Below are 25,689 nucleotides of genomic sequence, written 5' to 3'. Positions count from 1 at the left end.
ATCGACCATCTAATATGCCCATTTACCAGAAAATGCATTGTAGAAATTAACTCCAAATTTATATGACACCTGAAACTTCTCTAATGAGTTGTCCCTTGTCGTTGCATATGCAGCAATCTGAAATTGTTCCCCGAATAACTTAAACTTTCTACCTAAGCCTGCATAGAATTCAGCATGAAGAAAATTCTGATCTGGAATCGCTAATGCAGCAGCTCCAGCAATTAATTCCAGCTGTAAGTAGTTAACTAAGGGTATTTTATCCATCACGAATCCATTAAAGTGATGAATCCCCATGGCTTGGAAATAAGCGTTGTTCGTAGAGAGCGTGGGGCCTAGTAGTTGATAATCTCTCAGTGGATCAGCAAATAAGTACGGCGTACTTCCTCTGAAATACTTGTATTCTATAAATCTTAAGTTTCTCTTATTGAGATACTTTCCGCCTAAGATCAGCCAGTTCGTATTTCCAAACTTGGTCAGTGGCATTTCTTGAGACAACCTGACTTCTATATGGTCAAAATTAACTTCGGAATTACCTATCGATGGGATCCCTTTTTTATACTTCAGGTTCAATGTTGGATAATTATTCCCCAACACTATTTTCTTCCGCCCACGGGTAATGTACTTCTGTCCGAACTTATACAATATATCCGCTTCGAATATAAATGACCTATACCTTTCAAATGGCCTAGGCTGATTGGCTTCACCAAATATGAAATCTGTCCATCCAGACAACGTGATATCTTCTATAGAACGTTTATCTGCATACTTCACTTCTCCTGTAAAATATAATCCATTGACCACTTCGAAAACATGACCAACACTAAACCGCTGATTCCTAATATAATTTCCACGACTGATTATATTCTGCAATGACTCATAAATTGTGATTAGGTCATAGGTATCTCCCACACTTGCGAATACTCTTGCAAATTTCTGAGGCAAATAAGTGTAGCCTACTCTCAAACTTCCCTTTAAATCATTATTGGTAAATCCGTAGTTGATATCATAAGCAAACCCAAGTGAATTATTAGTTGAAAACTCCTTTTCCACACTACCCGTTAAGCTTTGCCGATAACCTCCTACACCTAATGGACGCACAGACTCAGCTATCGAAGCAAAATACAAGGTTAGCCCTCTACTCTTCTTACGGTAATTCACTCCTGACCACAACACATTCAATATCGTGATTTTGTTATAGTCAGAGTCTTGAGCATTGTAATACTCTTCACTATGCTCATAATCCCATATAGAATCTCGTTCCATGATGAATGCGCGCTCCTCTTGCTTCACATGAATATTCTTAGGTCGTAATTCTTCCCAGATGGCCACATCTCTTTCCAGCGATTTTTCACTATACTTAATGATTTCATTCGAAAAGAAATTTTTGCTAAACGCTGGTTTAAGATCAAATTCAGAATCTACAATCTGTGTGTTCACCCTATATTCAGCCTTATTGATCTTAGATACATAGAAGAAAGACTTATTAGTCGCTTTGTACTTGCCATCTCCCACTGCTTCATACTTAACATCAAAAGTAAAATCTGAAAATGCAGTGATCACATTATCATCAATGCTTAATGAAGCAGATTCTAGTACCCAATTGCTTCCATTCACAGTAATTTCTCCAGTGAACAAAGGCGCTTTTTTGAAAATCGGTTCCACGGATACACGAAAGATACTATCACCATCTACGATGCTTATTTCTTTTAATCTAAAACGGTAATTTAAGAAAGCTCCATTGCCCAAAGGAGATGATATCGGCCGATCGGATAACGTAGGGTTATTGATTTGGTTATCATAAAGCTCAATATTTGCTTCCTGTGGATTTCGAAAAAACTCAATCGGATTATATTCTATACCTTGACCACTCCCCCTAAAAGACCTATCGATATCCATTCTCGCTCTTCGCTGTAATTTATCATCACTAGAATTCACTAATTCTGCCTTGACTTCCGCCTTATACTTTCCATTCGATAGATGCTGCCGCGTTGCGATTTCACTTAAGTATACAAGATCATAGCCCTCCTCTACCACAATAGTATCTTCCGGCTTAGAAGCTGGCCTATACCGCTCTATTTCCGTCTTGATATAATTATCATTGCTAAATGTGCTTTTTTCTGTAAGAATTTGATCTTTATTCGCAATCAAATTTCTGATAATTCGATTACCTATCCTCGTTTTCTTAGCTTCGACCGTTACTTCTCCAATCTCTATGTCAGTTGGGATTAGGAAAATTTCGACGAAGGTATCTTGCGTTAAGTTAAGCTGAAGAACATATTTTTCGTAGGTCAATGTTGAAAAATGAATTTCATTCTTTCCGCGCGGTGGAGCGAAATCAAATTCGCCTTCCTCATCCGTGTTCGTCCCAAAAGATGAATTCGGAATAAATACATTTACGAAAGGAATACCTATACCAGTAGAAGCATCTCTTACTACGCCTGTCAATTTTTGAGCATTCGTACTTACAGATATTAGAAATAAAAGAAAAAATAAAAGTTGCCTCATTTCAATTGCAAAGTTGCATTTAAATATTTGAACATAAACGAAATTTAGACAGAATTAGTTTTTATCTTGATTATTGATTTACTTTGGATGTATGAAATATATAATATACATTTTTACATTGAGCGCTATTATTTCTTGTGAAACGGCAACAGAGACCAAATCTCAAGACAAGAATACGCCAAAAACAGAGAACATGATTTTATTTGTAGGTAGTTACACGGATAAAGAGGGCCATGTAGATGGACAAGCTGATGGAATTTACACCTTAAATTTCAACCCTATTAATGGTGTTCTTAGAAAAAATAACCTAAGCGTTTCTACAACAAATCCATCATATATACATGTAGATAAAGAACATAAAATGATTTATGCGGTCAATGAAAAAGTAGGTCAAGGTGAAGGTGTGTCATCCTTTTCATATAATCAAGATTCTACTACTTTCATTAATCAACTTCCAGCAATAGGTGGAGCTCCATGCCATTTGATCCGCCACAAAAACCATATACTAACAGCGAACTATGTAGGTGGTAACCATGCAGTATATAGTTTGAATTCTGATGGCTCACTTAAGAAGAATACTCAAAGCTATCAATACAAAGGGAAGGGATTAACTCCTAGACAAGAGGCACCTCATGCGCATATGATCACAAGTAATCCTCATACTGGACAATTACTCGGAACAGATCTAGGAACAGACATCATCACCTTCTTCGAATTTAATGAGTCTGATGGCATGCTAACTAAAGTTTCTGAAACTAAACTTGCTCCAGGTTCTGGACCTCGTCACGTGGACTTCCATTCTAGTAAAGATATTGTATATGCATTAAATGAGTTAGACGGATCCATTGACGTGCTTTATAAAGAGGATGATGCGTATATAAGTAAGCAGAAGATCTCAAGTACCAAGGATGAAAATCCAAGTTCTGCAGGTTGTGCCGCCATACATATTCATCCAAACGGAAAATATTTATATGTAAGCAATAGAGGCGATATCAACAGTATTTCGGTGTTTCAAATTGACAACAATGGAGCATTAGAAATGATAGAAGAAGTTTCAACCACAGGAAATGGACCTAGAGACTTTGCAATCGCTCCAAGTGGTAAATTCTTACTAGTTGGTCACCAAAATTCCGATAATATAGTAGTTTTTAAAATTGACGAGGAAACAGGAAAATTAATGATTACTGAAAATACAATTTCTGTTCCGACTCCAGTATGTCTTAAGTTTGAATAATCATGAGTGGAATTAGCATTTTCGAAATTTTTAAAATTGGCGTCGGTCCTTCTAGTAGTCATACAATGGGTCCATGGAAAGCAGCCCAAGCCTTTTCCAAAAAAGTGGATATCGACAGATTGAAATCTGTGGTTGTGGACTTATATGGCTCCTTATCTAAAACTGGTGTGGGTCATGGAACTGATCTTGCAGTCATGTTGGGACTTTCTGATTTTCATGTTAAGACTATAGATACGAATAAGATCGATAAGTACATTACCAATATAAAGCAAGGCGGTGCTATAAAATTTAGAAACGAAAAACTGGTAGATTTTAATCCGGAAGATCATATCATTTTTAATAACCAAATGCTTCCTTTTCACCCTAATGGAATAAGTTTTACCGCTATTTATGCAGATGAGACTATTTTCAAGGAAACTTATTATTCTATCGGTGGTGGTTTCATTTGCCAAGAAAATGAAGATCTTGAAGAAAGTAACTTAATACTCCCCTGCCCTATTAATTCGAGTGAAGATTTAAAAAAGTGGGTACTGAAGAAAAAGACATCTTTTTCTAAAATCGTTCTCAAGAATGAATTGAGTTTAAGAAATAAGGCTGAATTCGAAAAAGACTTATTCGAAATCTGGGACTGCATGCAAGATTCCATTTATCGAGGAAGTCACCGATTTGGGATACTACCTGGAGGCTTGAATGTAGATCGAAGAGCCCCCAAACTTAACCGAAAATTAATCAAGAGAGAGAATTACAAAAATCTTCAAGAATGGAAAGATTCCATAATGAATGAACGTTATAATTTCTCAGATACTTTAAAATGGGTTTCTTGCTTTGCACTCGCGGTCAATGAGGAGAATGCAGCTTTTGGCAGAGTGGTTACCGCGCCGACTAATGGAGCTGCAGGCGTGATACCAGCCGTGCTCATGTATCATCATTGTTTTAACAGTGCATCCAAGGAAGATATCCTTAAGTTTCTTTTGGTAAGTGGCGAGATAGGCTCGTTATTTAAAAAAGGAGCGACCATCTCAGCGGCTATGGGAGGCTGTCAAGCAGAAATAGGCGTATCGAGCTCTATGGCAGCTGCAGGTCTTACTGCTGTGAATGGTGGGAATACGAATCAGATTTTGATGGCAGCAGAAATTGCAATGGAACACCACCTAGGAATGACTTGCGATCCAGTTAATGGATTGGTGCAAATTCCGTGTATTGAAAGAAATACGATGGGCGCCATCAAAGCGATAACTGCATGTCAGATTGCGTTAAGCTCAGATCCGAAGAAGGCGAAAGTTAGTCTGGACAAGGTTATAAAAACCATGTGGGAAACTTCACTTGATATGAATACCAAGTATAAGGAAACCTCAGATGGCGGACTTGCGAAAGTGGTTAATGAAATGATTGTGGAGTGTTAGAAAATTGAAAATGGGCAGATAACTTAATTGCTATCTACCCACTTATTTCCTATCTAGATTATTACTTTTTTATGGTAAGCTTAATGGATTCGCCTCCATCATCTCTTGTGATAGTATACTCCCCGGGTGGTAAATGCTGCAATTCACAAGAAAAAAGTCCTATATTTCTATGATCATCTTCATGACATCACAGCTCCCGAATCCTTACTTGCACGCTATGCCGCAGCTCGGCTTCAGGATCTAGGTATAGTTCTTTTACCACGGACAAATTCTTCACATAAAAAAGCCATCTCTAAACGAGATCGCATATATTTTATAACATCGGTGAATTCGGTTTTCCTTTTTCACTTCGGCGGGTCTTAAAGTAATCTCTTTGGTAGAAATGATTATCTAATCCCACAGCTTGTTCATTTTGAAAAGTATTATACTTTGATAAAAACTCAGAATCTTTGTTTTGAACAAATTTGCTAACGACCTTATATTCATAATCTTCATTAACCTCAAAATCCTGTCTATGCCTAGGCCCTGTGTAGATATTTTCAACATGTAATCCAACAACATTGACAAGGAAGTTATCTGAATCAATCGTCGCAAGCCCGATTGGAATAAGAAGGTAGTGTGCACCGCCCTCAAATCTATCTGTGTATTTCTCGTCTTTACGATACTTGTTATCATCATTTAAAGGACTATCCAAGAAATCTTTAGTGTTTACTTCGATATATCTAACCAGATCTGTTCTATCATCCACAATTAAAGATTCCACTTTTCCTATAATAAGATTAGGACCAGCTTGCACCTTGAAACCTCTGATATCTATTGCTTGATCATGTTCCTGAACATTTGAGTAATTTTCCAATTTTCGAAACTTATTTTTGATACTTTGCATGATTGTTATTTTAATTTTAATTCCAGAATGGATTTTCTGAAACCGTAAATAGCTTTAACAATAATACTCTGAAACGTCCAGTGTTGTTCGATTTTATTGATTTTAAAGAGGAGGATAAATATCAATAGAATAGTGTAAATACCATCAATAACATACTTTTAGAGCTGCCCCTCACAAGAAGAAAGTCCAATATTACTATGAACTTCTAGAAAACATTAAAGCTCCCGAATCCTTGCTTCCACGCTATGGCTTAGCTCGGCTTCACGATCTAACTAATTTAAAATTGAAAGGTCGAGCAATTTCATGGTCTCACCTCTAGTGAGCCTATGAATATTGCGGGAAAAGTATCATCAACATGAATCTTTTAATACTACCTCTTCACAAGTAAAAAGTGATATATTGCTATGAACTTCTACATAACATTAAAGCTCCCGAATCCTTGCTTCCACGCTATGCCGCAGCTAAGCTTCACGATCTATCTAAATTAAAATTACCTAGCCGATATAGAGAAAAAATTGACTTACAAAAGCCTATTCCTCTATCTTCTTCTGCTCCCAGTCAATTCTAGGACTCTTATAGTAGTTGATCCCTTTCACATTCCACACTTCTGAATGACGAGCCAACCTTTCCTTATAATCATCCCATGAGCGATTAGCCGTTTCTGTCCAACCAATCTCAGCAAGCGCTGTCAGTCTAGGAAACATCATATACTCTATATCATCCATATTTGTAATGGTTTCCGTCCACATAGGAGCTTCGATTCCTATAATCTGGTCTGGGTTTACGCCCTTCACATACTCTTCTAGATTCCACGTATAAGCAGAATCGGCTTCTATATATGCCGCCCAGTGCAGACCAATTCTCGTCGTAGAATCATATTGCATATCTATATAAGCTCTTTTGGCTGGAGACATTAAGACTTTTGCGCCTTGCATTACTCCTTTCTTCGCATTCTCTTCCTCAGCCCAAAACTGAACAATCGTATTCTCCTTAAGCTTCGCATGAGCTATTTCATCCCAAGCCATAGATTTCTTATTATGCTTGCTCACGATGCCCTGGACACGCTCCATAAAAGGAATATAATCCTCTATAGGAGTTACGTGTGATTCGTCCCCTCCGATATGAATATATTCACCTGGAGTCATTTCAGCTAACTCCCTGATTACATCATCGATAAATTTATAGGTGATTTCCTTATCTACACATAAAGTACTAAATCCAACTTCAGTCCCAGTATATAAATCTGTAGCTTTACCATCACAATTTAGTTCCGCATAAGATGCAAGAGCAGCATTCGTGTGACCTGGCATATCTATTTCTGGAACAATGGTTACAAATTGCTTAGCAGCATATGCAACGATATCTTTATATTGTTCTTGGGTATAAAATCCTCCTTTTCCACCTCCTACTTGAGTTGTACCTCCGATTTTTGTTAAATTGGGCCAAGCCTTAATTTCTATTCTCCATCCTTGATCATCGGATAAATGTAAGTGTAATCGATTCATCTTATAAGATGCGATGTGATCTATAACACGTTTCACATCATCTACACTGAAAAAGTGACGAGCGACATCTAACATAGTCCCTCTATAACCATAAGCAGGACGATCTCGGACACTTCCTGTACTTACTTGCCACTTAATGTCTTGCTTCGAATCTGCATGAATCTCTGGTGGTAACATTTGCAATAAAGTCTGTACACCATAGAAAAGACCTGCCTCATTCGCCGAAGAAACTATCACATTATTCTTGGTAATTTCAACTCGATATGCCTCACTAAATTCTTCTCCTTCGTCTATTAAGTACAAATTAATTCCTGAAGAAGCACCAGAAATTTGCCTTTTAGTAAGTTCGAAACCAGTGGATTTATTAATTCGCTCATTAAAGAAATCAGCAATTGGACCTACTTTAGCCTCATCGCCAAGTAAATTTATAGGTGTACTAGCAGTGATTTCGAAAGTACCATCTGCATTAACAATGCTCCTTGGTTTCGGAAGAAAATCTTCTTGGTTTAGGTCAATGTTAACTTGTTCTTCACAAGAAAAAAGAATTGCAATAACCATCGCTGCTAAGAACAACGAGGATGAATTTTTAAAGTAACGAATCATTAATTTATGTTTTGATTCGATAAATTTAAGAATTTTAATTAGACTGTTTCCATAATTTCGACAGGGATAACCCAGCCAAACTTATCTTCGACAGTTCCATTCCTTAGTCCAGTTAGCGTATCGTAAGCTAGATTCGCAATCTTATAATCAGATACGTCCAGTTTTATTTCCTTACCATCATGGTGAATTCTTTCCACTTTACTAACCACAGCAGCTGTTCCAGCACCGAAAACTTCTTGAAGCTTTCCATCTGCATGAGCAGCAAAAACCTCATCTATTCCGATAAGTCTTTCTTCTACTTTATAGCCCGCATCTTTAAAAATGGTAATAAAACTATCACGAGTAATTCCTTTAAGGATTGCTCCGTCTGTTTGCGGAGTGACGATAACACCATCGATAACGAAGAAAATATTCATCGTTCCTACCTCTTGGATATATTTGAATTCTTTAGCATCTAACCACATGATTTGATCAAATCCTTGTTCTTGAGCTAACTTTGCTGGATATAAAGACGCTGCATAATTCCCTGCTGCTTTTGCCTCTCCTACTCCACCGATCGCTGCTCTCACAAATTCAGTTTCTGCCTTAAGACTAACTGGCTTCGTATAATATGGGCCGACTGGCAAAGTCATAATGATAAATTTATATTTTTCTGAAGGTCTTACACCTAAGAACTCATCAGTAGCAAACATAAATGGTCTTATATATAAGGCACTTCCATCATATGGTGGAATCCAATTCTTCTCAATACCCACTAATTTGGTGACTGCCTCTACAAATAAATCTTCTGGAAAAGCAGGCATACACATTCTTGCTGCTGATTTATTAATCCTTTTAGCATGCATTTCAGGTCGAAACAAACATGGTACTCCTTCTTTAGTGACAGAAGCTTTCATTCCTTCGAACACTGACTGGCCATAGTGTAAAGCAAGATTGCTTGGGTGTAAACTTAAATTTTGAATAGGCTTAATTTCAAGGTTTGTCCATTTCCCATCGATATAATCCGCTATAAACATATGGTCAGAAAACACTTTCCCAAAAGGGATGTTGTTCATATCAACAGAATCGATTCTAGACTTAGTCGCTTTTGTTATCTTTATATTCATAATTTAAATGCTTTGTGCAAAGTTATGATAAATTTATTTGTAAAGTTTACTTTTGAAATCAAAATAACAACAACTTGAATTCCTATTTCTACGACTTTGATATTTATATTTCATCTGAAGAAGATATTCCTTCAGCGTTATTGCAAGGTGATAATGAAAAAAAATTACTTGTAATTGTTAATGCTGCCGATTATACCGCTGAAAACAAAGCATTTTTGGCAAAAATATTATCTGCCATTTCTTATGATCTAGATAAAGATGCTAATGTCCTCGTTTTGCCTAAGGAAAAATCATACAGCGTTACTTCCTTGATAAAAAATGGTTTTTATACGAACGTACTTATTTTCGGTATCAATTTAAAAGACATCGGGTTTTCCGTTTCTACTTACTTATACGCGCCATTTGAGATCGCAGGGAAAACTTACCTTATCAATCATCCACTTGAAAAAGTTAAATCCTCAGTAGATTTTAAAAAATCACTTTGGACCGCTTTACAAGCTATGCCTTTCAATAAATAAATTTAGGTTTAAATGGAAAAATTACTTTTCGCGACTGGAAATAAGAACAAAGTCATTGAAATTAAGGCGTTATTAGATGGACTGCCATATGAAATAGTGTCGATGGCCGAAATTGGGTTTACAGAAGATATTCCAGAAACTGGGAAAGATCTTAAGGAGAATGCCATTATCAAGGCGCAATATCTATTCGATAAGACTAAGAAAAATATTATAGCAGAAGATACGGGATTAGAAGTGAGTGCCCTTAATGGTGCACCTGGAGTTCACACTGCTAGATATGCTGGTGATGCTAAGGATTCTACCGCAAATATGAATTTACTTTTAGAAAACCTTATCGAGCAAGAAGACAGATCCGCTCAGTTTCATACCGTAATTGCTTTAATTATTAATGGAGAACTATACACTTTTGATGGTATATCTAAAGGTGAGATAGCGAAGAATCTTTCTGGATCTAAAGGTTTCGGATATGATCCAATATTTATCCCCGAAGGCTTTTCCACTACTTTCGCCGAAATGAGTTTAGCAGAAAAATCTAAAATCAGTCATCGAGGAAGAGCATTGAGCAAAATGATCGAATTTCTAAAAAAATGAGATCAAAGCTCCCTCATACCGGTACAACTATTTTTAGTGAAATGTCAGGATTAGCGGCAGAACACAAAGCTATAAATCTTTCACAGGGTTTTCCTAATTTCGAACCAGACCAAGCTTTAAGAGATCGGGTTCAATATCACATGAATCATGGGAAGAACCAATATGCTCCTATGGCTGGTGTCCTTGAACTTCGTCAAAAAATATCTCAGAAGATCCAAAATCTTTATGATGTTGTTTACGATCCATCCGACGAAATAAATGTAACAGCTGGAGGCACGCAAGCTATTTTTACAGCTATTTCAGCATTTGTTTTTCCTGGAGACGAAGTGATCGTTATAGAGCCCGCATTTGATTGTTATCATCCTGCTATCGAATTAATAGGAGCAAAAGTAGTATCCTATGAGATGAGCAGTCCTGATTTCAAAGTGGATTGGGATGAAGTAGAAAAACTGATGACATCGAAAACATCCATGATCATCATTAATACGCCACACAATCCGACGGGGAGTATTCTAAGGGACAGTGATATGAAAGCATTGATTAGTATCACTCTAAATAAAGACATCATTATATTAAGTGATGAAGTGTATGAGCATCTTATTTATGATAATGAACAACATTGCTCCATCTTAGCTTATCCAGCCTTAAGAAGTAAATCAATTGCGGTATTTTCATTTGGCAAGACCTTTCATTGTACCGGATGGAAGATAGGATATACCGTCATGTCTTCAGCGCTCATGAAAGAATTCAGAAAAGTCCACCAATTCAATGTTTTCAGTGTGAATTCCTTTGTCCAACACGGTATTGCTGACTATTTAGCAGATTCTCAAACTTATCTAAGCTTACCAGATTTTTACCAAGAGAAACGAGATTTGCTTTCTAAGTATATTCAAAATTCTAAATTTAAGCTAATCCCAAGTAAAGGAAGTTACTTTATACTGGCCGATTATTCACAGATCAGTGACTTACCTGACACCGAATTTGCAAAATGGTTAACAATTAAGAACCAACTTGCCTGCATTCCTATTTCAGTTTTCTATCAATCTAAAAAGCAGGAAAAATTAGTACGGTTTTGCTTCGCAAAGACGGAAGATGTGCTGCATAAAGCAGGAGAAATCATTCAGTCAATTGTATAGTTCGAGTACGAAAATCATCCTCACTATTCATGCTGCCATAGGGCCTCGTAATTCACTTCTAGACTTTTACTCGGGTTAAAATCCAAGCTCCTTTAATTCCAACATCGAAAATCATCCTTGAAATTCACACTACCACTGGACCTCGTAATTCATTATCAGACTTTCTCGGGTTAAAACCCCAACCTCCTTTAATTCCTGCATCGAAAATCATCCTCGCTATCCACACTGCCACTGGACCTCGTAATTCACCTCCAGACTTTCTCGGGTTAAAACCCAAGCTCCATTAATTCCTACATCGAAAATCATCCTCGCTATCCACACAACCATAGGACCTCGTAATTAATTACGAGACTTTCTCGGGTTAAAATCCCAAGCTCCATTAATTCCTACATCTAGAATCATCCTCGCTATTCATGCTGCCATAGGACCTCATAATTCATTACGAGACTTTCTCGGGTTAAAACCCATGCTCATAACCATCAATTTTTCAATTATAAAATTCTTCGTGTAATTATTTAAACTCACCATTAAACATTGACCACAAAAAAAAGCCTCGATGGAATTCATTCCACCGAAGCTTCTATTTTCTTTAAGAAAAAATATTAATCAGATCTATAAAATTGAATTCATCAATTCTAGATTATCCTGCAGTTTCTTCTTTGTTTACTTTTCCTTTGATTGTAATTCTTGTATCAGGAGGTGTTGTATTAGCAGTGATAGTAACAGTTTTAGTCTGTGCTCCTCCACCTACTCTACCTTTTCCTTTAGAGTCAAATCTTACTAAAATCTCACCTGTTTCACCTGGTGCGATTGGTTCTTTTGGCCAAGATGGAACTGTACATCCACATGATCCTTTTGCATTAGAGATAACTAATGGCTCACTTCCTGTATTAGTAAAGCTGTAAGTGTGCTCAACTTTTTCTCCATCCATTACTTCACCGAAATCATAAGTGTTTTCAGCAAATTCAACAGTTGTAGTAGGTCCAACTGGTACAGCTGGTGCTACTGGAGTGTTAGGTGTTGCAACTGCAGCAGTAGGTGCATTAGGTGTTGCTAAATTAGTGTCTGCTGTAGAAGCAGTATCACTGTTACAAGATGTCATTGCAAAAGCGAATACGATCGCGAATAAACTTAAATACTTCATTATTTTTAATTTGTGTTTTACGAATAAATATTAAACTCAATTCAAATATAAGATGAAAATCAGTGAGATTCTTGATGTTGACAACTCATTAACAATCATTTACATCTCATTTAAATCCTATAACGTATTAAACTATTTTATAATATGGCAAAAACTATGCCTTAGATTTTATCCAACGTTTGAAATCCAATAAAGATTTTGAATTCAAGCAATTTTCTATTGTTAAGCCTCCTTTTCTCGCCGCCGCGACACCCCATTGAATATCATTTATCCCTGATATACTATGCGCATCTGGATTAATCGAAATCATTACGCCTTTCTCCGTAGCGTACGGAATCCATGACCAATCCATATCTAGTCTATGCGGACTTGCGTTTAATTCTATCACCACATCATTCGCTGCACAAGCATCTATTACCCTTTTATGATCTATCGGATAACCTTTCCTTGCTAACAAAAGTCTCCCTGTAGGATGTCCTAAGATTCTGGTATATGGATTTTCTATGGCCGTTATTAATCGTCGAGTAGCTTTTTCTTCATCCATCTTCAGATTCGAATGGACCGAAGCAATAACTAAATCGAATGATCTCAAAATATCTTCCTCATAATCTAGTGATCCATCACTTAATATATCTGATTCTATACTTTTGAAAATTTTAAAATCTGGATACTTTTGATTGAGTAGATCTATTTCTTCCTGCTGATGGTAGACCCGATCAGGCTGAAGTCCATTTGCATAAAAAGCAGATTTAGAGTGATCACTCATTACCAGATATTCATAACCTTGCTTCATACATTCCAGCGCCATCTCCTCCACAGTATTCAATCCATCACTGTAAGTACTGTGATTATGAACAACACCTTTTATATCTCCAACTTCGATTAATTCAGGCAGTGCATATTCCTTAGCTAAGCCGATCCAATAATCATCCTCTCTTAGCTCAGCTGGAATAAATGCCAAGTCTAACTGATCAAATACCATTTCTTCCTCTTCTGCTGCTTCAGGACCATATTCTAAAATGGCATCACTAAATTCATCCGACGAACTTAAAAGTAAACATTCTAGACCAAAGCTTGCAGTCTCTACAAAATGAAAATCTACATTGTGATTATTATAAGTTAAGCCATCATCTGTAGCTAAAATGCCTCCTATTAATTCAGGATCAAACTCAACATCTGATAATATTTCTATCCCATTAATGACAGGTAATTTTCGAGCAACTTCTCCAACGATGGCAATCAAGTGATCAGGAAACTCATCGCGTAATTTCTCTAGAAGCTCCTCTGCATCTGGAAGAACCGCTGCATAGTGCGCTGATCCTCTCGATTCTACAAAATACTCCAACTGTGTCTGTAGTTGCGCTTGTGTTTTTAATCCAAAACCTTTTAATTTAACCAATCGGTTCTCTTTACATGCGTGTAATAATTCTCCTACTGTTTCTATTCCTAAGTCTTTCCAGATGGTCATTATTTTCTTAGCACCGAATCCTCTGATCGTCAGCATTTCTTGAATACCCTCTGGAGTGATGTCCAAATACTTATTCATCGTCTGCATCTCTCCAGTATCAATTAACTCTCTAATCTTGGCAGAAATGGCTTTTCCTACTCCTGGAATTTCCGCTATTTCTTCTTCCGTGAGATTTGTTAGATCATCTGGCAATTTCCTGAGTGTTAAATATGCATTTGTGTAAGACTTGATTTTAAATGGATTTTCACCATGAAGTCCCATCAACTTTCCCAACATATTAAACTTCGACGCAAGCTCCTTATTTGTCATTTGTAAGATTTAATGGCGCAAAGATAAAAAAACGTCAAGAATAGAATTTCTTTGATGTATTATAAAGATATTCTTTTCATATATTTCAATTTTAGATCAATATAAAAGCGATATGGTAATTAAGTAATCCTTGGATTTTGTATTTTCAATGTCACCTTGTTATAGCTATGAAAATTTAATTCATTGGTATATTAAATCATTGAATAATATAGAATAGTCATTCATATGAAGAATCCGATTTTTGACAGAGATATGCATATAATAATCTTGATTAAGTTGTTTTCCAATCTGTTTAATGCTAAGCATTGAGATGAAAAACTAAGCAAACGATAATTATGCCGATTATGCATTAATTTCCATGGCAAGTAACCATAGTCGTTTTAATTTCTCCATCGTTATCTATGTATAACTTCCAGCAATCTCCCAAAGCAGTTTTGAAACTTATACCTCCGTCTATTTGCATTAACCCTAAGTCACCAGATTCAATTTCAAGGTGATTTATAGGAATGTTAGGCACTATATTCGTTAGGATCGCTCCTATTTCACTTATTTTCACATCTAAATAATCACCTCCAGACCGTTTAAAGAATAATGCATTAGCTGAATTATTAATATATAGATCCCCAGTGGGCAGGTAGCTACTAGCGACCGATATATTGTCTAACGTTGCTTCAATAGCTCCAAAACCATCAATTGAAATTCTGTATTGGTCACCGAGTACGTTCTTCAACAGAATTCCCTTTCCTAATTCTGAAATAAGGAGGTCTGAGTTTCCAGATGTAAGACCGACTTCAGAAGCAATAACACTATTATAGTCGCTTCCTGCTCCTATTCCTCCACCTCCCCAAAGATAATCTAATGTCAATTGTACTTGATGTGTGCCAGTTTCATTTGAGAAATCGGAATAAAAATAGGATCCTGGGTCATAATCTTGATAACTGTTTATAGGTACCAACTGATGACAATTATTCCCTGGAACAGTTAAATCTGCTTCCCAACCCAAATTTATCTTATAAGGTGAAAGATCTTCGTGGGTCAAATTCGTAAAACCACTAGCCGTAGAAAGTGCATTAAAGTCAGTATCGGTATAAAACATACGAACTTCTATAGGTGCTGCATTAAAAATTAAGGGATCGACACTCCATGTTCGATGCAGTACCCACCAGTCTTCCCTAGAATTATAAGGAGCGCCACATCCATTGATTCCAAGATTACTCGCACCACTCCCTGCGACCATACTCACCCTATTAATAGGTACTTGAGCCCCGGTATTGGCAACTTTAAAAGCCACAATCGTTCCACTTCCTTCTTTAAGATAATACATAAATCCACTCGCTGTAGATAGCATAGCTTTGTCCGCTGTAATTGCACCGATACCAGTTGGAATAGCGGTTAAGACTTCCTCAAAAATATCTGAGGTTAAATCACAATTTATAGTAGCTTTGAAACCAGGAGCAGTTGTATTATTATCTGAAACATAGCGTAAGGTGATACAGCCAGAGGAATTGGAGGTAAAAACTGTCACACTTTCTAGGTTTCCAGTCCCCTCGCTATTGGCCTTATCCCAAGTCCAAAGGTCAGTACCACTACTTGGACTAGAGATCAACGGTGCTAAGATGTCTTCTCCATCATAAATTTCAATCCCATCTACACCTCCCTGAGTGTCAAATTCATCGAAGGTAATACTCACTCTGCGAGCGCCACCTGTTTGATTAGCCGTCTCAGGACAGATGGTAATGATATAATCTTCATTATTAGCATAATTGTTTGTAGGGCCTCCACTGTCATAGATGACATCTCCACAACTAGGGCGAGTAGTAAATGTGATGGGGCCTACAAAAGTTTCTGGGCATGCTTGCCCTACATAGAAGTCGTATTTTGTATTCGAACTCAAGCCTGTAGTCAATATACTAGATGAAGTAGTAGAAGTGAAGAATACATGATTACTTGAATTTCCAAAAACGGGAATGTCTCCATATTCAACAATAATCAAGTCTCTTTCTTCACCGTCAGCTGAAAAATTGAGTACAGCACTCGTCCCTTTCACATCTGTAACACTTAAGTTTGTAGCCAATGCTGGGCATGTTGTAAATGAAACTGGCCCAGCAATTATACTTCCTTCACATGATACTACATAGTAATCATAGTCCGTATCTGGTGATAAGCCAGTTGCATAGGCAGGTGCTTGAAGTGTATTAACTGCAAAAACCTGTTCCGCGTATGGACCTCCTCCAGCAATAGTCACTACAGAAGTTCGGTCAAATAAAAAGGGGTAGTTATGAGATAGTATCGCTGTGCTATTCGTAATATTGCTTACCTGAAGGTTGCTAGCAGCTGCTGGACATGTAGTGCTTATACAGATGTTGAAATCAATAGTATGAAATGGGTTTACAGGTATTACCCTAAGTAAATATGTTATTCCTTGAGTTAATCCGGTAACTGTAATAGGACCTGGATCGCTTCCAAAGAGTTGGCCCGAACAATAAATACGGTTAAGAGAACCACAAGTACCTGAAAACACTTCAAAAGAAGATATGTCATTGGCACTACCATTAAGAATATTAACATTACTAAGGGTAATGATTTGTTCCACATCTGTTGCCATAAAACTATACCAAACCGAAACTTTGCCATTTATTCCACTACACCTTGCTACGCTTTCATTTCTAGAAGCACCATTAGTTGTTCCTGAAGTTTCACTACTACAGCTTGGATTTAAATCCACTGGTAGCTCTTCCGCATTTGCACAATCATTATTACTGGGAACTGGAGGAGTCGTAAAAACACATATTCCAAATTCCGCAGCCGTTCCAGTAAGCGGACTATTTCCAAATGAATAAACACGCATATAGTATGTATTTCCAATCGTTGCATTATTATAATTAAAAGTTTCACTTACTGGAAATAAATCGCTACAAATAAGTGAGGTAAGGTTGCCACAATTCCCTTCGAAAAGTTGTACAACGAAGTCACCAGATTCTAAATAAACACTGAAGTCAGTGCTAGTTGCTTCGAACGTATACCATACATCATCATTCGCATTTCCAGTGCAGGCGGCTTGACTTTCTGTTGCCGATTCGACACTCCCCATCGCAAAATTAGTCCCACAGGAAAAAGCTGAAGATTGGGTCAGGGTTTCTGCAGCTACACATTCATCATTCACTACTTTCGGTGTTCCGATCTGGATTCGAAATTCTGCTGCACTCCCTGTTAACGGAGTAGCTCCAAAACTGTAAATCCGGACATAATACGTTTCACCTACACTCGTTCCGTAATAGTCAAATAACTCACTCTCATTATATTGATCCTTACATGCAAGACTTACTAGGTTTCCGCAAGAGCCTGAGAATAATTCGACCACGACATCACCTCCTAAAACTGTTACGGAGACCGCTTTTTTATTTGCAACAAACTTATACCAAACATCATCATTCGCAGTACCTTTACAAGCAGTTTGGGATGCTGTGGCATCTTCTAAAGTTCCATCTGCCACATTTTCATCCAATATTCCTGCTGGCCTAAGTGTTTGCGGAAGAAGAACTGCATCTTCACAATCATCATTTAATAAAATTGCACTAAAATTATCTAAAACAAAAGCCCAATCTCCAGTAGACCATATACCTAGAAAACGTATTTTAAAACTAGCGCCCGAAGGTATATTCGAGAGTATTATCGTTTGATTAATACACCCGTTTGTTAATGTAATCGGATTAATACTTACAATATCTGAGTCATGTGTTCCATTAATAAATAACTGAACATATATGGTCCCTGTTCCTGTAAGAATACTTGCATTAGCGTAATCAGAGAGCTGCATATCAAAACTAACTTTCACCTTTCCTGGTAATGTACCTCTGGGAATGTCTGGACTATCTAAAAAGCTATTATTATTTCCACTATAGAGGTTCATCCGATAGGAATTATTAGAACAAGCTATATTAGAAGTAACACTTGAATAAACATTTCCATTATCTATCCAACCTGTTGGAAGTGAATTACTGGTATCAAAATCCTCTTCTAGAAGGATTTGTGCATTCGATATATTTATGAAGGTCAGTGCAATAAGTACCGAAAGGATGTATTTAGGCATAGTATACGTTTGGTTTATTTGGTATACTCAAAATAATTAAAATAAAAATGCTACCAAAACTTATTGCTGGCTATTTAGCATAATCATTGCTTTCATTCTAAAAGAATTTAAAAATTTAAGGTAAACCATTCACATCAAAGTTCTCCTATATATACAACCCCACCCCATAATTCTATTGCATTTTTTGAGATACTCCTAAACTAAGATATGTTTTAGTTTTCAACCACCTTCACAGTCAATGGATTATTTAAAAGCGCCGCATAATCCTTTATAACTTTTTCAGGGCTATCTGGACTTACTGGAAAGACTAAATAAGCATTTTTTTCATAATACTGACTTCCTGCAGGAAAGGTTTGAATCGTATCGGATAAAACTCGATTCCAATATCTACCATTATTGGAAGATTTGGTAATCTTGGTATATGGATGATGTGTAGGTGAAGGTTCACCTTTCGTATTGGTATTATCATACACTAGGCGAATGGATCCAAAACCGTAACCTTTATCTAAATGATAAAAAGCCAACCATGGCGCATCATCAGTTACATGGTTTTCTTCCAAGACATCGACTTCCTCAGAATATAAGTTTAAATGCTCTATGGTGCCGTCTTCCTTTACATATGCAATATGGGTAAAAAGACTATCCATAGTCATTTCATCATTTCGCAAGAGGTTCAGCTCTACTTCTTTCTGAACGAGAATGGTCGACTCAAACAAAAAATAAGGTAATTTATCATAAAACTCGTAACGCCCTGAGATTTGAATTTCAGGCACACTATCGGTATTACCCGAACGTTCCTTAATGACACTGTACTGCTCCCCTACTATTTCATGATTAGCATCTGGTCGTAAATCTTCAAAATTGAAATACGACTCTGAACTACTTTTGGAGAAATTTGGCGCCCAATGCATGGAGATGTGTCCTCTTTTTAAGAGTTGATTCTTAAAGTTTTTTAATACTATTCCATTTACCTGACCGCCGCGTTGATCATCCTCTGAACTAAAAGTAGCTTTGTAAAACTCATTTTCTACCGCTAGATCATCTTTAGAGAGCATTTGCTGTGCAGAAGATGCCGGGTTATTATTTTCTTGAATTTTAATAGTAAATGTTTTGGATTGATTCGCTGCAATCGCAATGGGAAACACAATAGTATATTCAAAGCGATTCTCAATTTCCTCTAAATGGACATCATCAACTAATATTTCAGTGCCACCTTCAGTATCAATCGCTATTAAACGCTCATCCTCTGCTAATGCCCGACCTAGACTGATCGTTGAATTCACATATTCTAAGGAACGGTCTAAGCCTGCCGTTTCAGATACCATAACAACGGGCATCTTCTCTGATGCAGAACAAGCTGTAATCAACACGATTAAAACAAAGTAATTTATTAGATTTTTCATGCTTAAATTTATTCATTTATTACTTGAATTCTTGGTTAAGAGATCACATAATTCCCATCTTACTACAACCCTTTCATCCAATCCTCGATATTATCTCTAACAAAATCATCATCATTTAAATGTGGATAATCATGATAAACTCTAGTGATCTCTTCAAATTGACCTATAGACAATTTTTCCGCTTCATCTAAACACCATATTCCTTTTAAAAGTCCCTGCCTTCTCAATACTTCATGTATACCTGCTATACATCCTTTGAAATTATTGGCCGAATCAAAAAAGGCTGCATTACAATCTGTAACTTCCATATTCCAGGTTAATGTTTCTCTGGGAATACTTGTTCCTGATTCTTTGATCGTGTGGATTTCCGCTAATAACGCAACAGCCTTACTCGTCCACACCGCCCAGTGCCCTAGTAATCCTCCTACAATATCTTTTTTGATGACTTTCCCACCTACATTTATATGATAAGTTGTCAAAAGATCAGCTACGATATTATCATCATTCCCAGTGTATAATGCAATTTCAGCACAACGTGACGAAGCACAAACAGCACGGACCACTTCTAAAGTTTGGTAGCGATTAAACGGTGCCATTTTTATTGCTTGCACATTTTTAATCTCTGAAAAGGACTTCCAAAAATCATAACTCAACACCCGACCACCCACTGCAGGTTGCAAATAAAAACCAAATATTGGCATGACTTCACTAATCTTTCTTGTGCGCTCTAATAGTGCCTCTTCTGACCAATCACCTAAGCCATTGGTACTCACCAAAACAATATCATAACCTAGTTCTGCACAGATTTCAGCCTCTTTCATCGCTTGCGCTGTATCACCACTTACACCCGCTACTTTTATAAATGGACGATCTAAATTAGCTTTTGTTATTTCCTCCGCTGCCAGTTGTAACACCTTTTTATAGAGGTTAATTTTTGGATCTCGTATTTGAAATTGAGTAGTATGTACACCGATTGCAATACCTCCTGCCCCTGATGCCATATAATACCTGGTCAGTAATCTTTGGCTTTTTTCATCTAATTCACGATCTGCTGTCAATGCCAGTGGATGGGCTGGAATTACACAACCTTGATGCAGTAGTTTTTTTAATACAGGGTCTAAAGTCTTCATTTTTCAACTAATTAAAATTAAAAATCTCCTTTTCGCTCTTGGAAATGCGTTGGTTTGCCCAATTGTTCACCTTCTATTTTCACCCAATTAGCAGTCCACTTAATCATATCTTGCAAGGAAGTTGTAGGTTTCCCAAACAAACCATAAGCTTCACTAGCGTTATTCAGTAAAGCTGTTTCCGCAGGCTCATCTTCGTAAATGGGTTCTACCTTAAGCAATTTGCCAAATTCCTCTGCTAACCATTGTATCGATATGGTTTCCGGCCCAGTCACGTTTAATTTTTTGGCTGGTGATTCACAATGTAAAAGGGAACGTATCGCATATTCATTAGCATCGCCTTGCCAGATGACATTGGCATAACCCATACTTAAGTTAATCGGCTTCTGTTCCATCACTGCTTTTGCAACTTCTAACAAAACACCGTAGCGAAGATCAAGTGCATAATTTAATCGGTACAAAAGCATTTCTGTTCCGTTTTTAACTGAAAAATGTTCAAATACGCGCTCTCGACCTAAGCAAGATTGAGCATATTCTCCAATGGGTGAAGGTTTTACTTCTTCTGTTGCTCCCCCACTTTCAATAGCCACAAACGGATATACATTACCCGTAGAAAAAACAACAATTTTTGATTCTTTATATCGCGTCGAAACTCTACCCGGAAGGTAAGCGTTCATCACCCAAGTATAATGTTCGTTTCCTGAAGTGCCAAATTTGTTACCCGCCATATAGATAACATTTTCCACCTTTGGAAGCTTCATCAATGCTTCATCATCTAATAAGTCTACCTTGATACATTCAATTCCGAAATCTGTTAATTCTTGATACAGCTTCTGATTTGAAAATCGAGAAGCGCCTATTACTTTTTGAGTACTTCCAGCAGCATCGATGGCTCTTTTCGCCAGCTTAGCCAAGGTAGGCCCCATCTTTCCTCCTAATCCTAAAATCATGATATCACCTTCTATTTTATGGATATCTGCTATTAATCGTTGCGAAGGTCTAGAGAGTTCTTCCTCTAATTCGGCTATGGTTGCGATCATAGATTACTTGTTTATTTAATAAATAGATTATAGGTATTTGCCCCCGCTAAAAGTACCAACATAGCCAAGCCTAAAATCATAATAATATTCAATGGTGCACTTAATTTAAAAAGTTTCTTGGCAGCTCTATCTCGTGCAATCATAAAAATCATGAAGCCGATTACAGGAACAACAATGATGGTAAAACCTTGTGCCATAATAATAAGCTCTATCGGCAAACTTCCAAAAATAATCGCAACTGCTGCACCGATCAAAATGACGGACATGATCACGTAACGCACTTTCTGTGACTCCAACTTTCTACCAATATTTAGCGCATCAGAAAGAAGAACTCCTCCCAGAGTTGCGTTCCCAATTAAGGAAGAAAAAGAAGCTGCAAACAAACCCAACATAAATATTACCGTTGCATAACTTCCGTAAATAGGTTCTAATGTTTTGCCCATTTCTGTAGCAGAATTAACCTGAATTCCTTGAGGATAAAGCACGGCTGCTGCAACTAACATAACAGTTGCTGTTATGACACCCAAAACAAACACTCCGGACAAAGCTTCTCTTTCATGTGACTTGGATTCTCCCTTATCCCATCCTTTTTCTTGAACGAGGTAAGATTGATAGAAAGCACCTGCAATTGAAAAACTAGAAGCCACCAATGCTAGCGCTAAAAACTCTGAACCACTTGGCAACCCAAAAGTAAATTGCTGAACGATAAGGGAAATATCTGGCTTAGAAATGATGAGCGTCAGTACAAATGAAACCAGCATTAAAACCACCATGCCAATCATTATCTTCTCTAGAATCTTGAAAAAGGATTTAAAAAAGAGCAAAATGATCGCAAGCAAAGAAAAAGCAATGACCCACGGCACTGGCGAACCATTTAACATTTCACTGAACACCATTCCTGCCCCTATCGAGTTACCTGCCTGAAATGAAGCTGCAACAATAAATAAACCAACGCCAATAATGATGCAGATAATATTCCCATATTTTTCACGGATCAGTTCTATCAGTGTTTGCTTAGAGCTTAATCCAATTCGAGTAGAAACGATGGTGAAAGCTGCCATGAAAACAACACATATAGGCACTACCCAAACTAGTCTGAATTCATAATTAGCTCCAATTTTAGAACTGATTGCCAGACTACCAGGACCCAGCACTAATGCTGCTGTTATAAAACCAGGCCCGATTAGGCTTAGAATATTTTTCTTCTTTCTATCTGTCATTTAAGTCATACTCACTTATTACTTCTGATTACAACCTCATGAGCTAAGGTAATTTTCATCATTACCTAAAAGTAACATTAAAAACAAAATAACCTTTAATGTACTCTTGATATAAACCATTACATCTTTCTCTAAACCCTCTGAACAATTATACCTATATCATCTAGAAATCTAAATACTAATGTATCCTCAATATCCTAGCTACGTTTGTGATCTAGAAAAAAAATCCTCCTCGAAAAAATATATTTTCACATTCCCGTAACTTTTCTCAACTTACAAAGTATCTAATACGAACGACAGAAAGAAAGACCTTTTGAACTATACAGACGAAGAATTGATGCAAAAAGCGAAAGCTGGTGAACTGAAATGTATTTCTATTCTATTCGATCGGTATAATGTCAGATTGTACAATTTCTTTTTTCAACAAACTCGTGACAAAGGTCAAAGTGAGGATTTAACTCAGAATGTTTTTGAGCGCATTATAAAATACCGAGAAAACTACACGGAAAAGAAAAATTTCGCCGCCTGGATTTATGCAATTGCAAGAAATGTTCACATGGATATCTACAGGAAAAAAAGATTTGATCTTCCAGGTAATGACAAAGTATTAAGTATTGCGGACATTCCTGATGAGACATTGACCACAGAAGAAATTCATTCTGAAAGATTGAAAATTGCTATGGCTCAATTGAATCAGGACGAACAACAACTGATCTGGATGACACGGTTTGAAAAAATGAAATACGCTGAAGTTGCAACGGTGTTTAATTGCTCTGAGGGTGCCATCAAAGCAAAAATTCACCGGACCATGAAAAATTTAAAAGAAGTCTTTTTTAAAATTAATATAGATGAATAAGGAGAATAAAATAATTGATTACCTAGAAGGCCAGATGTCCTTCGAAGAATCTATAAAATTTGAACAAGAGCTAAAAAAAGATCCTGTTTTAAAGGAGGAGTTTGCTACTTACCAATTAATGTACAATGAAGTAGACCAGATCAAACTTGAAAAACCTTCCATTACTTTAAAATCAAATTTCGACCATCTACTTGAAACCGAAATCAAAAATTCAAGGAAGACTAAAACATTGACCTTCCGAAATATAAGGAATGTTGCCGCAGTAGCAGCAATCTTAGTAATAGGAATTCTAGTAGGTCAGAATTGGACACAACGCAGTTTTATAAGCAAAATAGACAGCCATAATGCTGAATTGGTCTCGGAGATGAAACGAAATATGAACTCTGAATCAGTCTCTGGTAGAATAGAAGCGCTTCAAGTAAGCCACCAGTTTAAAAGCCCAGAAAATGAAGTACTAAAAACATTAATTAAATCAATGAAAAATGATGAAAGTCCGAATGTTAGACTTGCAGCAGTAGAAGCTTTAGACAATTTCGCAAAAGAAGAAATCGTAAGAACAGCTTTTGTAAAGCAACTTTCTCAGGAAAAAGACCCATTCGTTCTCATTGCCTTAATCAATACGCTTTCAGAACAGAAAGTTGAAAAAGCTATTGATCCTTTGCAACACATTACGAATGCTAATGATGTAGCAAAATTTATAAAAGATGAAGCCCATATGGGTCTAATTAAAATTGAAAAAATCTAAAAAAGTAATAAAAATGAAATATTTATTGACAACGATCATCATGTGTGTAGCACTTATAGCAGGAGCACAAGAATACAAAGTGGCCCATAATGGAGGCAAGCTAATCCTAGAAGGCGTAGATGATGTTAAAATAGAAGCCTACGATGGTAGTGAAGTTATCTTCTCGATCAATTCCAAAAAGGATCATAAAGAATCTGAGAGAGCTGCTGGATTGAAACCAATTAATTCTTTAGGTTTAGAAGACAACACGGATATCGGACTTTCTGTATCAAAAGATGGCGAAAACTTAAAAGCTATTCAGATTGGTCAATGTATGTGCCGGGATAACGAAGGTTATACGATAAAAATCCCTAAGTCCATGGGCATTGATTATTCTCACTCAACTTATGATTCAGATCATCTAAGAATCAAAAATGTAAACAAAGAAATCGTCGTTTCTACCAATTATACCAATATTAATCTGGAAGATGTAACAGGACCGATGTCGATTAAAACGGTGTATGGTGACATCGAAGCTAAGTTTGCATCCTTGAACCAAAACAGTTCTGTATCACTGAATTCAGTTTACGGTTTTGTAGATGCAGCAATTCCTTCTACCAGTAAAGCGAGGTTAAATTTAAGAACGCCTTATGGGCAAATCTATACTGACTTTGACATCAAGGTGGAAACAACAGATGGGATGAGATCATTGACAGATAAAAAAATAGAAGGCACCGTCAACAATGGCGGAGTAGATCTAATCTTGAAATCTGGATATGAAAACATTTACCTAAGAAAGAAATAATATCAGTATGCAGACT

General features: G+C 36.9%; 20 protein-coding genes. 8 read left to right on the top strand and 12 right to left on the bottom strand.

What is annotated here, in order from left to right:
• Positions 1-9 precede the first annotated feature (9 nt).
• On the bottom strand, positions 10-2,505 hold the full coding sequence (locus L2586_RS16740) for a DUF5686 and carboxypeptidase regulatory-like domain-containing protein (RefSeq protein WP_235294082.1): 2,496 nt from the start codon (positions 2,503-2,505) through the stop codon (positions 10-12).
• 91 nt (positions 2,506-2,596) lie between these two features.
• On the opposite strand from L2586_RS16740, the gene L2586_RS16735 reads away from it, so the two are divergent.
• Entirely contained in the window at positions 2,597-3,739 is a 1,143-nt protein-coding gene (locus L2586_RS16735) for a lactonase family protein (RefSeq protein WP_235294081.1), read from the top strand.
• Positions 3,740-3,741: 2 nt separating this feature from the next.
• The gene (locus tag L2586_RS16730) at positions 3,742-5,142 is read left to right on the top strand and encodes an L-serine ammonia-lyase (RefSeq protein ID WP_235294080.1); all 1,401 of its coding nucleotides are present in this window, start codon (positions 3,742-3,744) and stop codon (positions 5,140-5,142) included.
• A 313-nt stretch (positions 5,143-5,455) separates the two neighbouring features.
• Here L2586_RS16730 and L2586_RS16725 read toward each other — a convergent pair whose 3' ends face one another.
• From L2586_RS16725 to L2586_RS16715, 3 genes are all read right to left on the bottom strand, one after another.
• Positions 5,456-6,028: a PRC-barrel domain-containing protein gene (locus L2586_RS16725; protein WP_235294079.1), complete on the bottom strand. Its 573-nt coding sequence runs from the start codon at positions 6,026-6,028 to the stop codon at positions 5,456-5,458.
• 530 nt (positions 6,029-6,558) lie between these two features.
• Positions 6,559-8,136, bottom strand: coding sequence for a beta-N-acetylhexosaminidase (locus tag L2586_RS16720; RefSeq protein WP_235294078.1), 1,578 nt, complete (start codon positions 8,134-8,136; stop codon positions 6,559-6,561).
• 38 nt (positions 8,137-8,174) lie between these two features.
• Entirely contained in the window at positions 8,175-9,242 is a 1,068-nt protein-coding gene (locus L2586_RS16715; RefSeq protein ID WP_235294077.1) for a branched-chain amino acid aminotransferase, read from the bottom strand.
• 74 nt (positions 9,243-9,316) lie between these two features.
• On the opposite strand from L2586_RS16715, the gene L2586_RS16710 reads away from it, so the two are divergent.
• From L2586_RS16710 to L2586_RS16700, 3 genes are read left to right on the top strand one after another with little or no spacing between them, the layout of a single operon-like run.
• Positions 9,317-9,760, top strand: coding sequence for a hypothetical protein (locus L2586_RS16710; RefSeq protein WP_235294076.1), 444 nt, complete (start codon positions 9,317-9,319; stop codon positions 9,758-9,760).
• A 12-nt stretch (positions 9,761-9,772) separates the two neighbouring features.
• The gene (rdgB, locus tag L2586_RS16705) at positions 9,773-10,351 is read left to right on the top strand and encodes an RdgB/HAM1 family non-canonical purine NTP pyrophosphatase (protein ID WP_235294075.1); all 579 of its coding nucleotides are present in this window, start codon (positions 9,773-9,775) and stop codon (positions 10,349-10,351) included.
• Positions 10,348-11,487, top strand: coding sequence for a methionine aminotransferase (locus tag L2586_RS16700; RefSeq protein ID WP_235294074.1), 1,140 nt, complete (start codon positions 10,348-10,350; stop codon positions 11,485-11,487). The genes rdgB and L2586_RS16700 overlap by 4 nt, the downstream gene beginning before the upstream one ends.
• Before the next feature lie 124 nt (positions 11,488-11,611).
• On the opposite strand, the gene L2586_RS16695 is transcribed toward L2586_RS16700, so the two are convergent.
• The 8 genes from L2586_RS16695 to L2586_RS16660 form a co-directional block, all read right to left on the bottom strand.
• Positions 11,612-11,764, bottom strand: coding sequence for a hypothetical protein (locus L2586_RS16695; RefSeq protein WP_235294073.1), 153 nt, complete (start codon positions 11,762-11,764; stop codon positions 11,612-11,614).
• Positions 11,765-12,127: 363 nt separating this feature from the next.
• The gene (locus L2586_RS16690; RefSeq protein ID WP_235294072.1) at positions 12,128-12,631 is read right to left on the bottom strand and encodes a DUF1573 domain-containing protein; all 504 of its coding nucleotides are present in this window, start codon (positions 12,629-12,631) and stop codon (positions 12,128-12,130) included.
• Between the two features lie 154 nt (positions 12,632-12,785).
• The gene (locus tag L2586_RS16685; protein ID WP_235294071.1) at positions 12,786-14,408 is read right to left on the bottom strand and encodes a DNA polymerase/3'-5' exonuclease PolX; all 1,623 of its coding nucleotides are present in this window, start codon (positions 14,406-14,408) and stop codon (positions 12,786-12,788) included.
• Between the two features lie 349 nt (positions 14,409-14,757).
• A complete protein-coding gene (locus tag L2586_RS16680; protein WP_235294070.1) occupies positions 14,758-18,498 on the bottom strand; it encodes a CUB domain-containing protein in 3,741 nt (1,246 codons plus the stop codon).
• Between the two features lie 212 nt (positions 18,499-18,710).
• Positions 18,711-19,901 carry a hypothetical protein gene (locus tag L2586_RS16675; RefSeq protein WP_235294069.1) on the bottom strand — a complete coding sequence of 397 codons (1,191 nt, stop codon included), beginning with the start codon at positions 19,899-19,901 and terminating at the stop codon, positions 18,711-18,713.
• Between the two features lie 62 nt (positions 19,902-19,963).
• Entirely contained in the window at positions 19,964-21,031 is a 1,068-nt protein-coding gene (locus L2586_RS16670; protein WP_235294068.1) for a dihydrodipicolinate synthase family protein, read from the bottom strand.
• 17 nt (positions 21,032-21,048) lie between these two features.
• Positions 21,049-22,065, bottom strand: a complete 1,017-nt coding sequence (locus L2586_RS16665; protein WP_348535554.1) for an NAD-dependent epimerase/dehydratase family protein — start codon at positions 22,063-22,065, stop codon at positions 21,049-21,051.
• A gap of 14 nt (positions 22,066-22,079) precedes the next feature.
• Positions 22,080-23,288 (bottom strand): Nramp family divalent metal transporter, encoded by a 1,209-nt coding sequence (locus tag L2586_RS16660; protein WP_235294066.1) that lies wholly within the window; start codon positions 23,286-23,288, stop codon positions 22,080-22,082.
• A gap of 313 nt (positions 23,289-23,601) precedes the next feature.
• Between L2586_RS16660 and L2586_RS16655 the strand changes: the two genes are divergently transcribed.
• From L2586_RS16655 to L2586_RS16645, 3 genes are read left to right on the top strand one after another with little or no spacing between them, the layout of a single operon-like run.
• On the top strand, positions 23,602-24,144 hold the full coding sequence (locus tag L2586_RS16655; protein ID WP_235294065.1) for an RNA polymerase sigma factor: 543 nt from the start codon (positions 23,602-23,604) through the stop codon (positions 24,142-24,144).
• Complete coding sequence (locus L2586_RS16650; RefSeq protein WP_235294064.1) at positions 24,137-24,889, top strand: HEAT repeat domain-containing protein; 753 nt, start codon at positions 24,137-24,139, stop codon at positions 24,887-24,889. The genes L2586_RS16655 and L2586_RS16650 overlap by 8 nt, the downstream gene beginning before the upstream one ends.
• Positions 24,890-24,902: 13 nt before the next feature.
• Positions 24,903-25,673, top strand: a complete 771-nt coding sequence (locus L2586_RS16645) for a DUF4097 family beta strand repeat-containing protein (protein WP_235294063.1) — start codon at positions 24,903-24,905, stop codon at positions 25,671-25,673.
• The last annotated feature ends 16 nt before the right edge of the window (positions 25,674-25,689 follow it).

Source organism: Portibacter lacus, assembly GCF_021533215.1.
Taxonomy (GTDB): domain Bacteria; phylum Bacteroidota; class Bacteroidia; order Chitinophagales; family Saprospiraceae; genus Portibacter; species Portibacter lacus.
The sequence above is the reverse complement of the archived record's forward strand: the minus strand, read 5'-3'. Positions and strand labels throughout refer to the sequence as shown.

What these genes read in the sequence shown, in the direction of transcription:
- L2586_RS16645 (WP_235294063.1), top strand. Translation starts at nt 24,903, where the DNA reads ATGAAATATTTATTGACAACGATCATCATGTGTGTAGCACTTATAGCA.
- L2586_RS16700 (WP_235294074.1), top strand. Translation starts at nt 10,348, where the DNA reads ATGAGATCAAAGCTCCCTCATACCGGTACAACTATTTTTAGTGAAATG.
- L2586_RS16680 (WP_235294070.1), bottom strand. Translation starts at nt 18,498, where the DNA reads ATGCCTAAATACATCCTTTCGGTACTTATTGCACTGACCTTCATAAAT.
- L2586_RS16685 (WP_235294071.1), bottom strand. Translation starts at nt 14,408, where the DNA reads ATGACAAATAAGGAGCTTGCGTCGAAGTTTAATATGTTGGGAAAGTTG.
- L2586_RS16725 (WP_235294079.1), bottom strand. Translation starts at nt 6,028, where the DNA reads ATGCAAAGTATCAAAAATAAGTTTCGAAAATTGGAAAATTACTCAAAT.
- L2586_RS16715 (WP_235294077.1), bottom strand. Translation starts at nt 9,242, where the DNA reads ATGAATATAAAGATAACAAAAGCGACTAAGTCTAGAATCGATTCTGTT.
- L2586_RS16670 (WP_235294068.1), bottom strand. Translation starts at nt 21,031, where the DNA reads ATGAAGACTTTAGACCCTGTATTAAAAAAACTACTGCATCAAGGTTGT.
- L2586_RS16735 (WP_235294081.1), top strand. Translation starts at nt 2,597, where the DNA reads ATGAAATATATAATATACATTTTTACATTGAGCGCTATTATTTCTTGT.
- L2586_RS16675 (WP_235294069.1), bottom strand. Translation starts at nt 19,901, where the DNA reads ATGAAAAATCTAATAAATTACTTTGTTTTAATCGTGTTGATTACAGCT.
- L2586_RS16740 (WP_235294082.1), bottom strand. Translation starts at nt 2,505, where the DNA reads ATGAGGCAACTTTTATTTTTTCTTTTATTTCTAATATCTGTAAGTACG.
- rdgB (WP_235294075.1), top strand. Translation starts at nt 9,773, where the DNA reads ATGGAAAAATTACTTTTCGCGACTGGAAATAAGAACAAAGTCATTGAA.
- L2586_RS16650 (WP_235294064.1), top strand. Translation starts at nt 24,137, where the DNA reads ATGAATAAGGAGAATAAAATAATTGATTACCTAGAAGGCCAGATGTCC.
- L2586_RS16690 (WP_235294072.1), bottom strand. Translation starts at nt 12,631, where the DNA reads ATGAAGTATTTAAGTTTATTCGCGATCGTATTCGCTTTTGCAATGACA.
- L2586_RS16730 (WP_235294080.1), top strand. Translation starts at nt 3,742, where the DNA reads ATGAGTGGAATTAGCATTTTCGAAATTTTTAAAATTGGCGTCGGTCCT.
- L2586_RS16720 (WP_235294078.1), bottom strand. Translation starts at nt 8,136, where the DNA reads ATGATTCGTTACTTTAAAAATTCATCCTCGTTGTTCTTAGCAGCGATG.
- L2586_RS16660 (WP_235294066.1), bottom strand. Translation starts at nt 23,288, where the DNA reads ATGACAGATAGAAAGAAGAAAAATATTCTAAGCCTAATCGGGCCTGGT.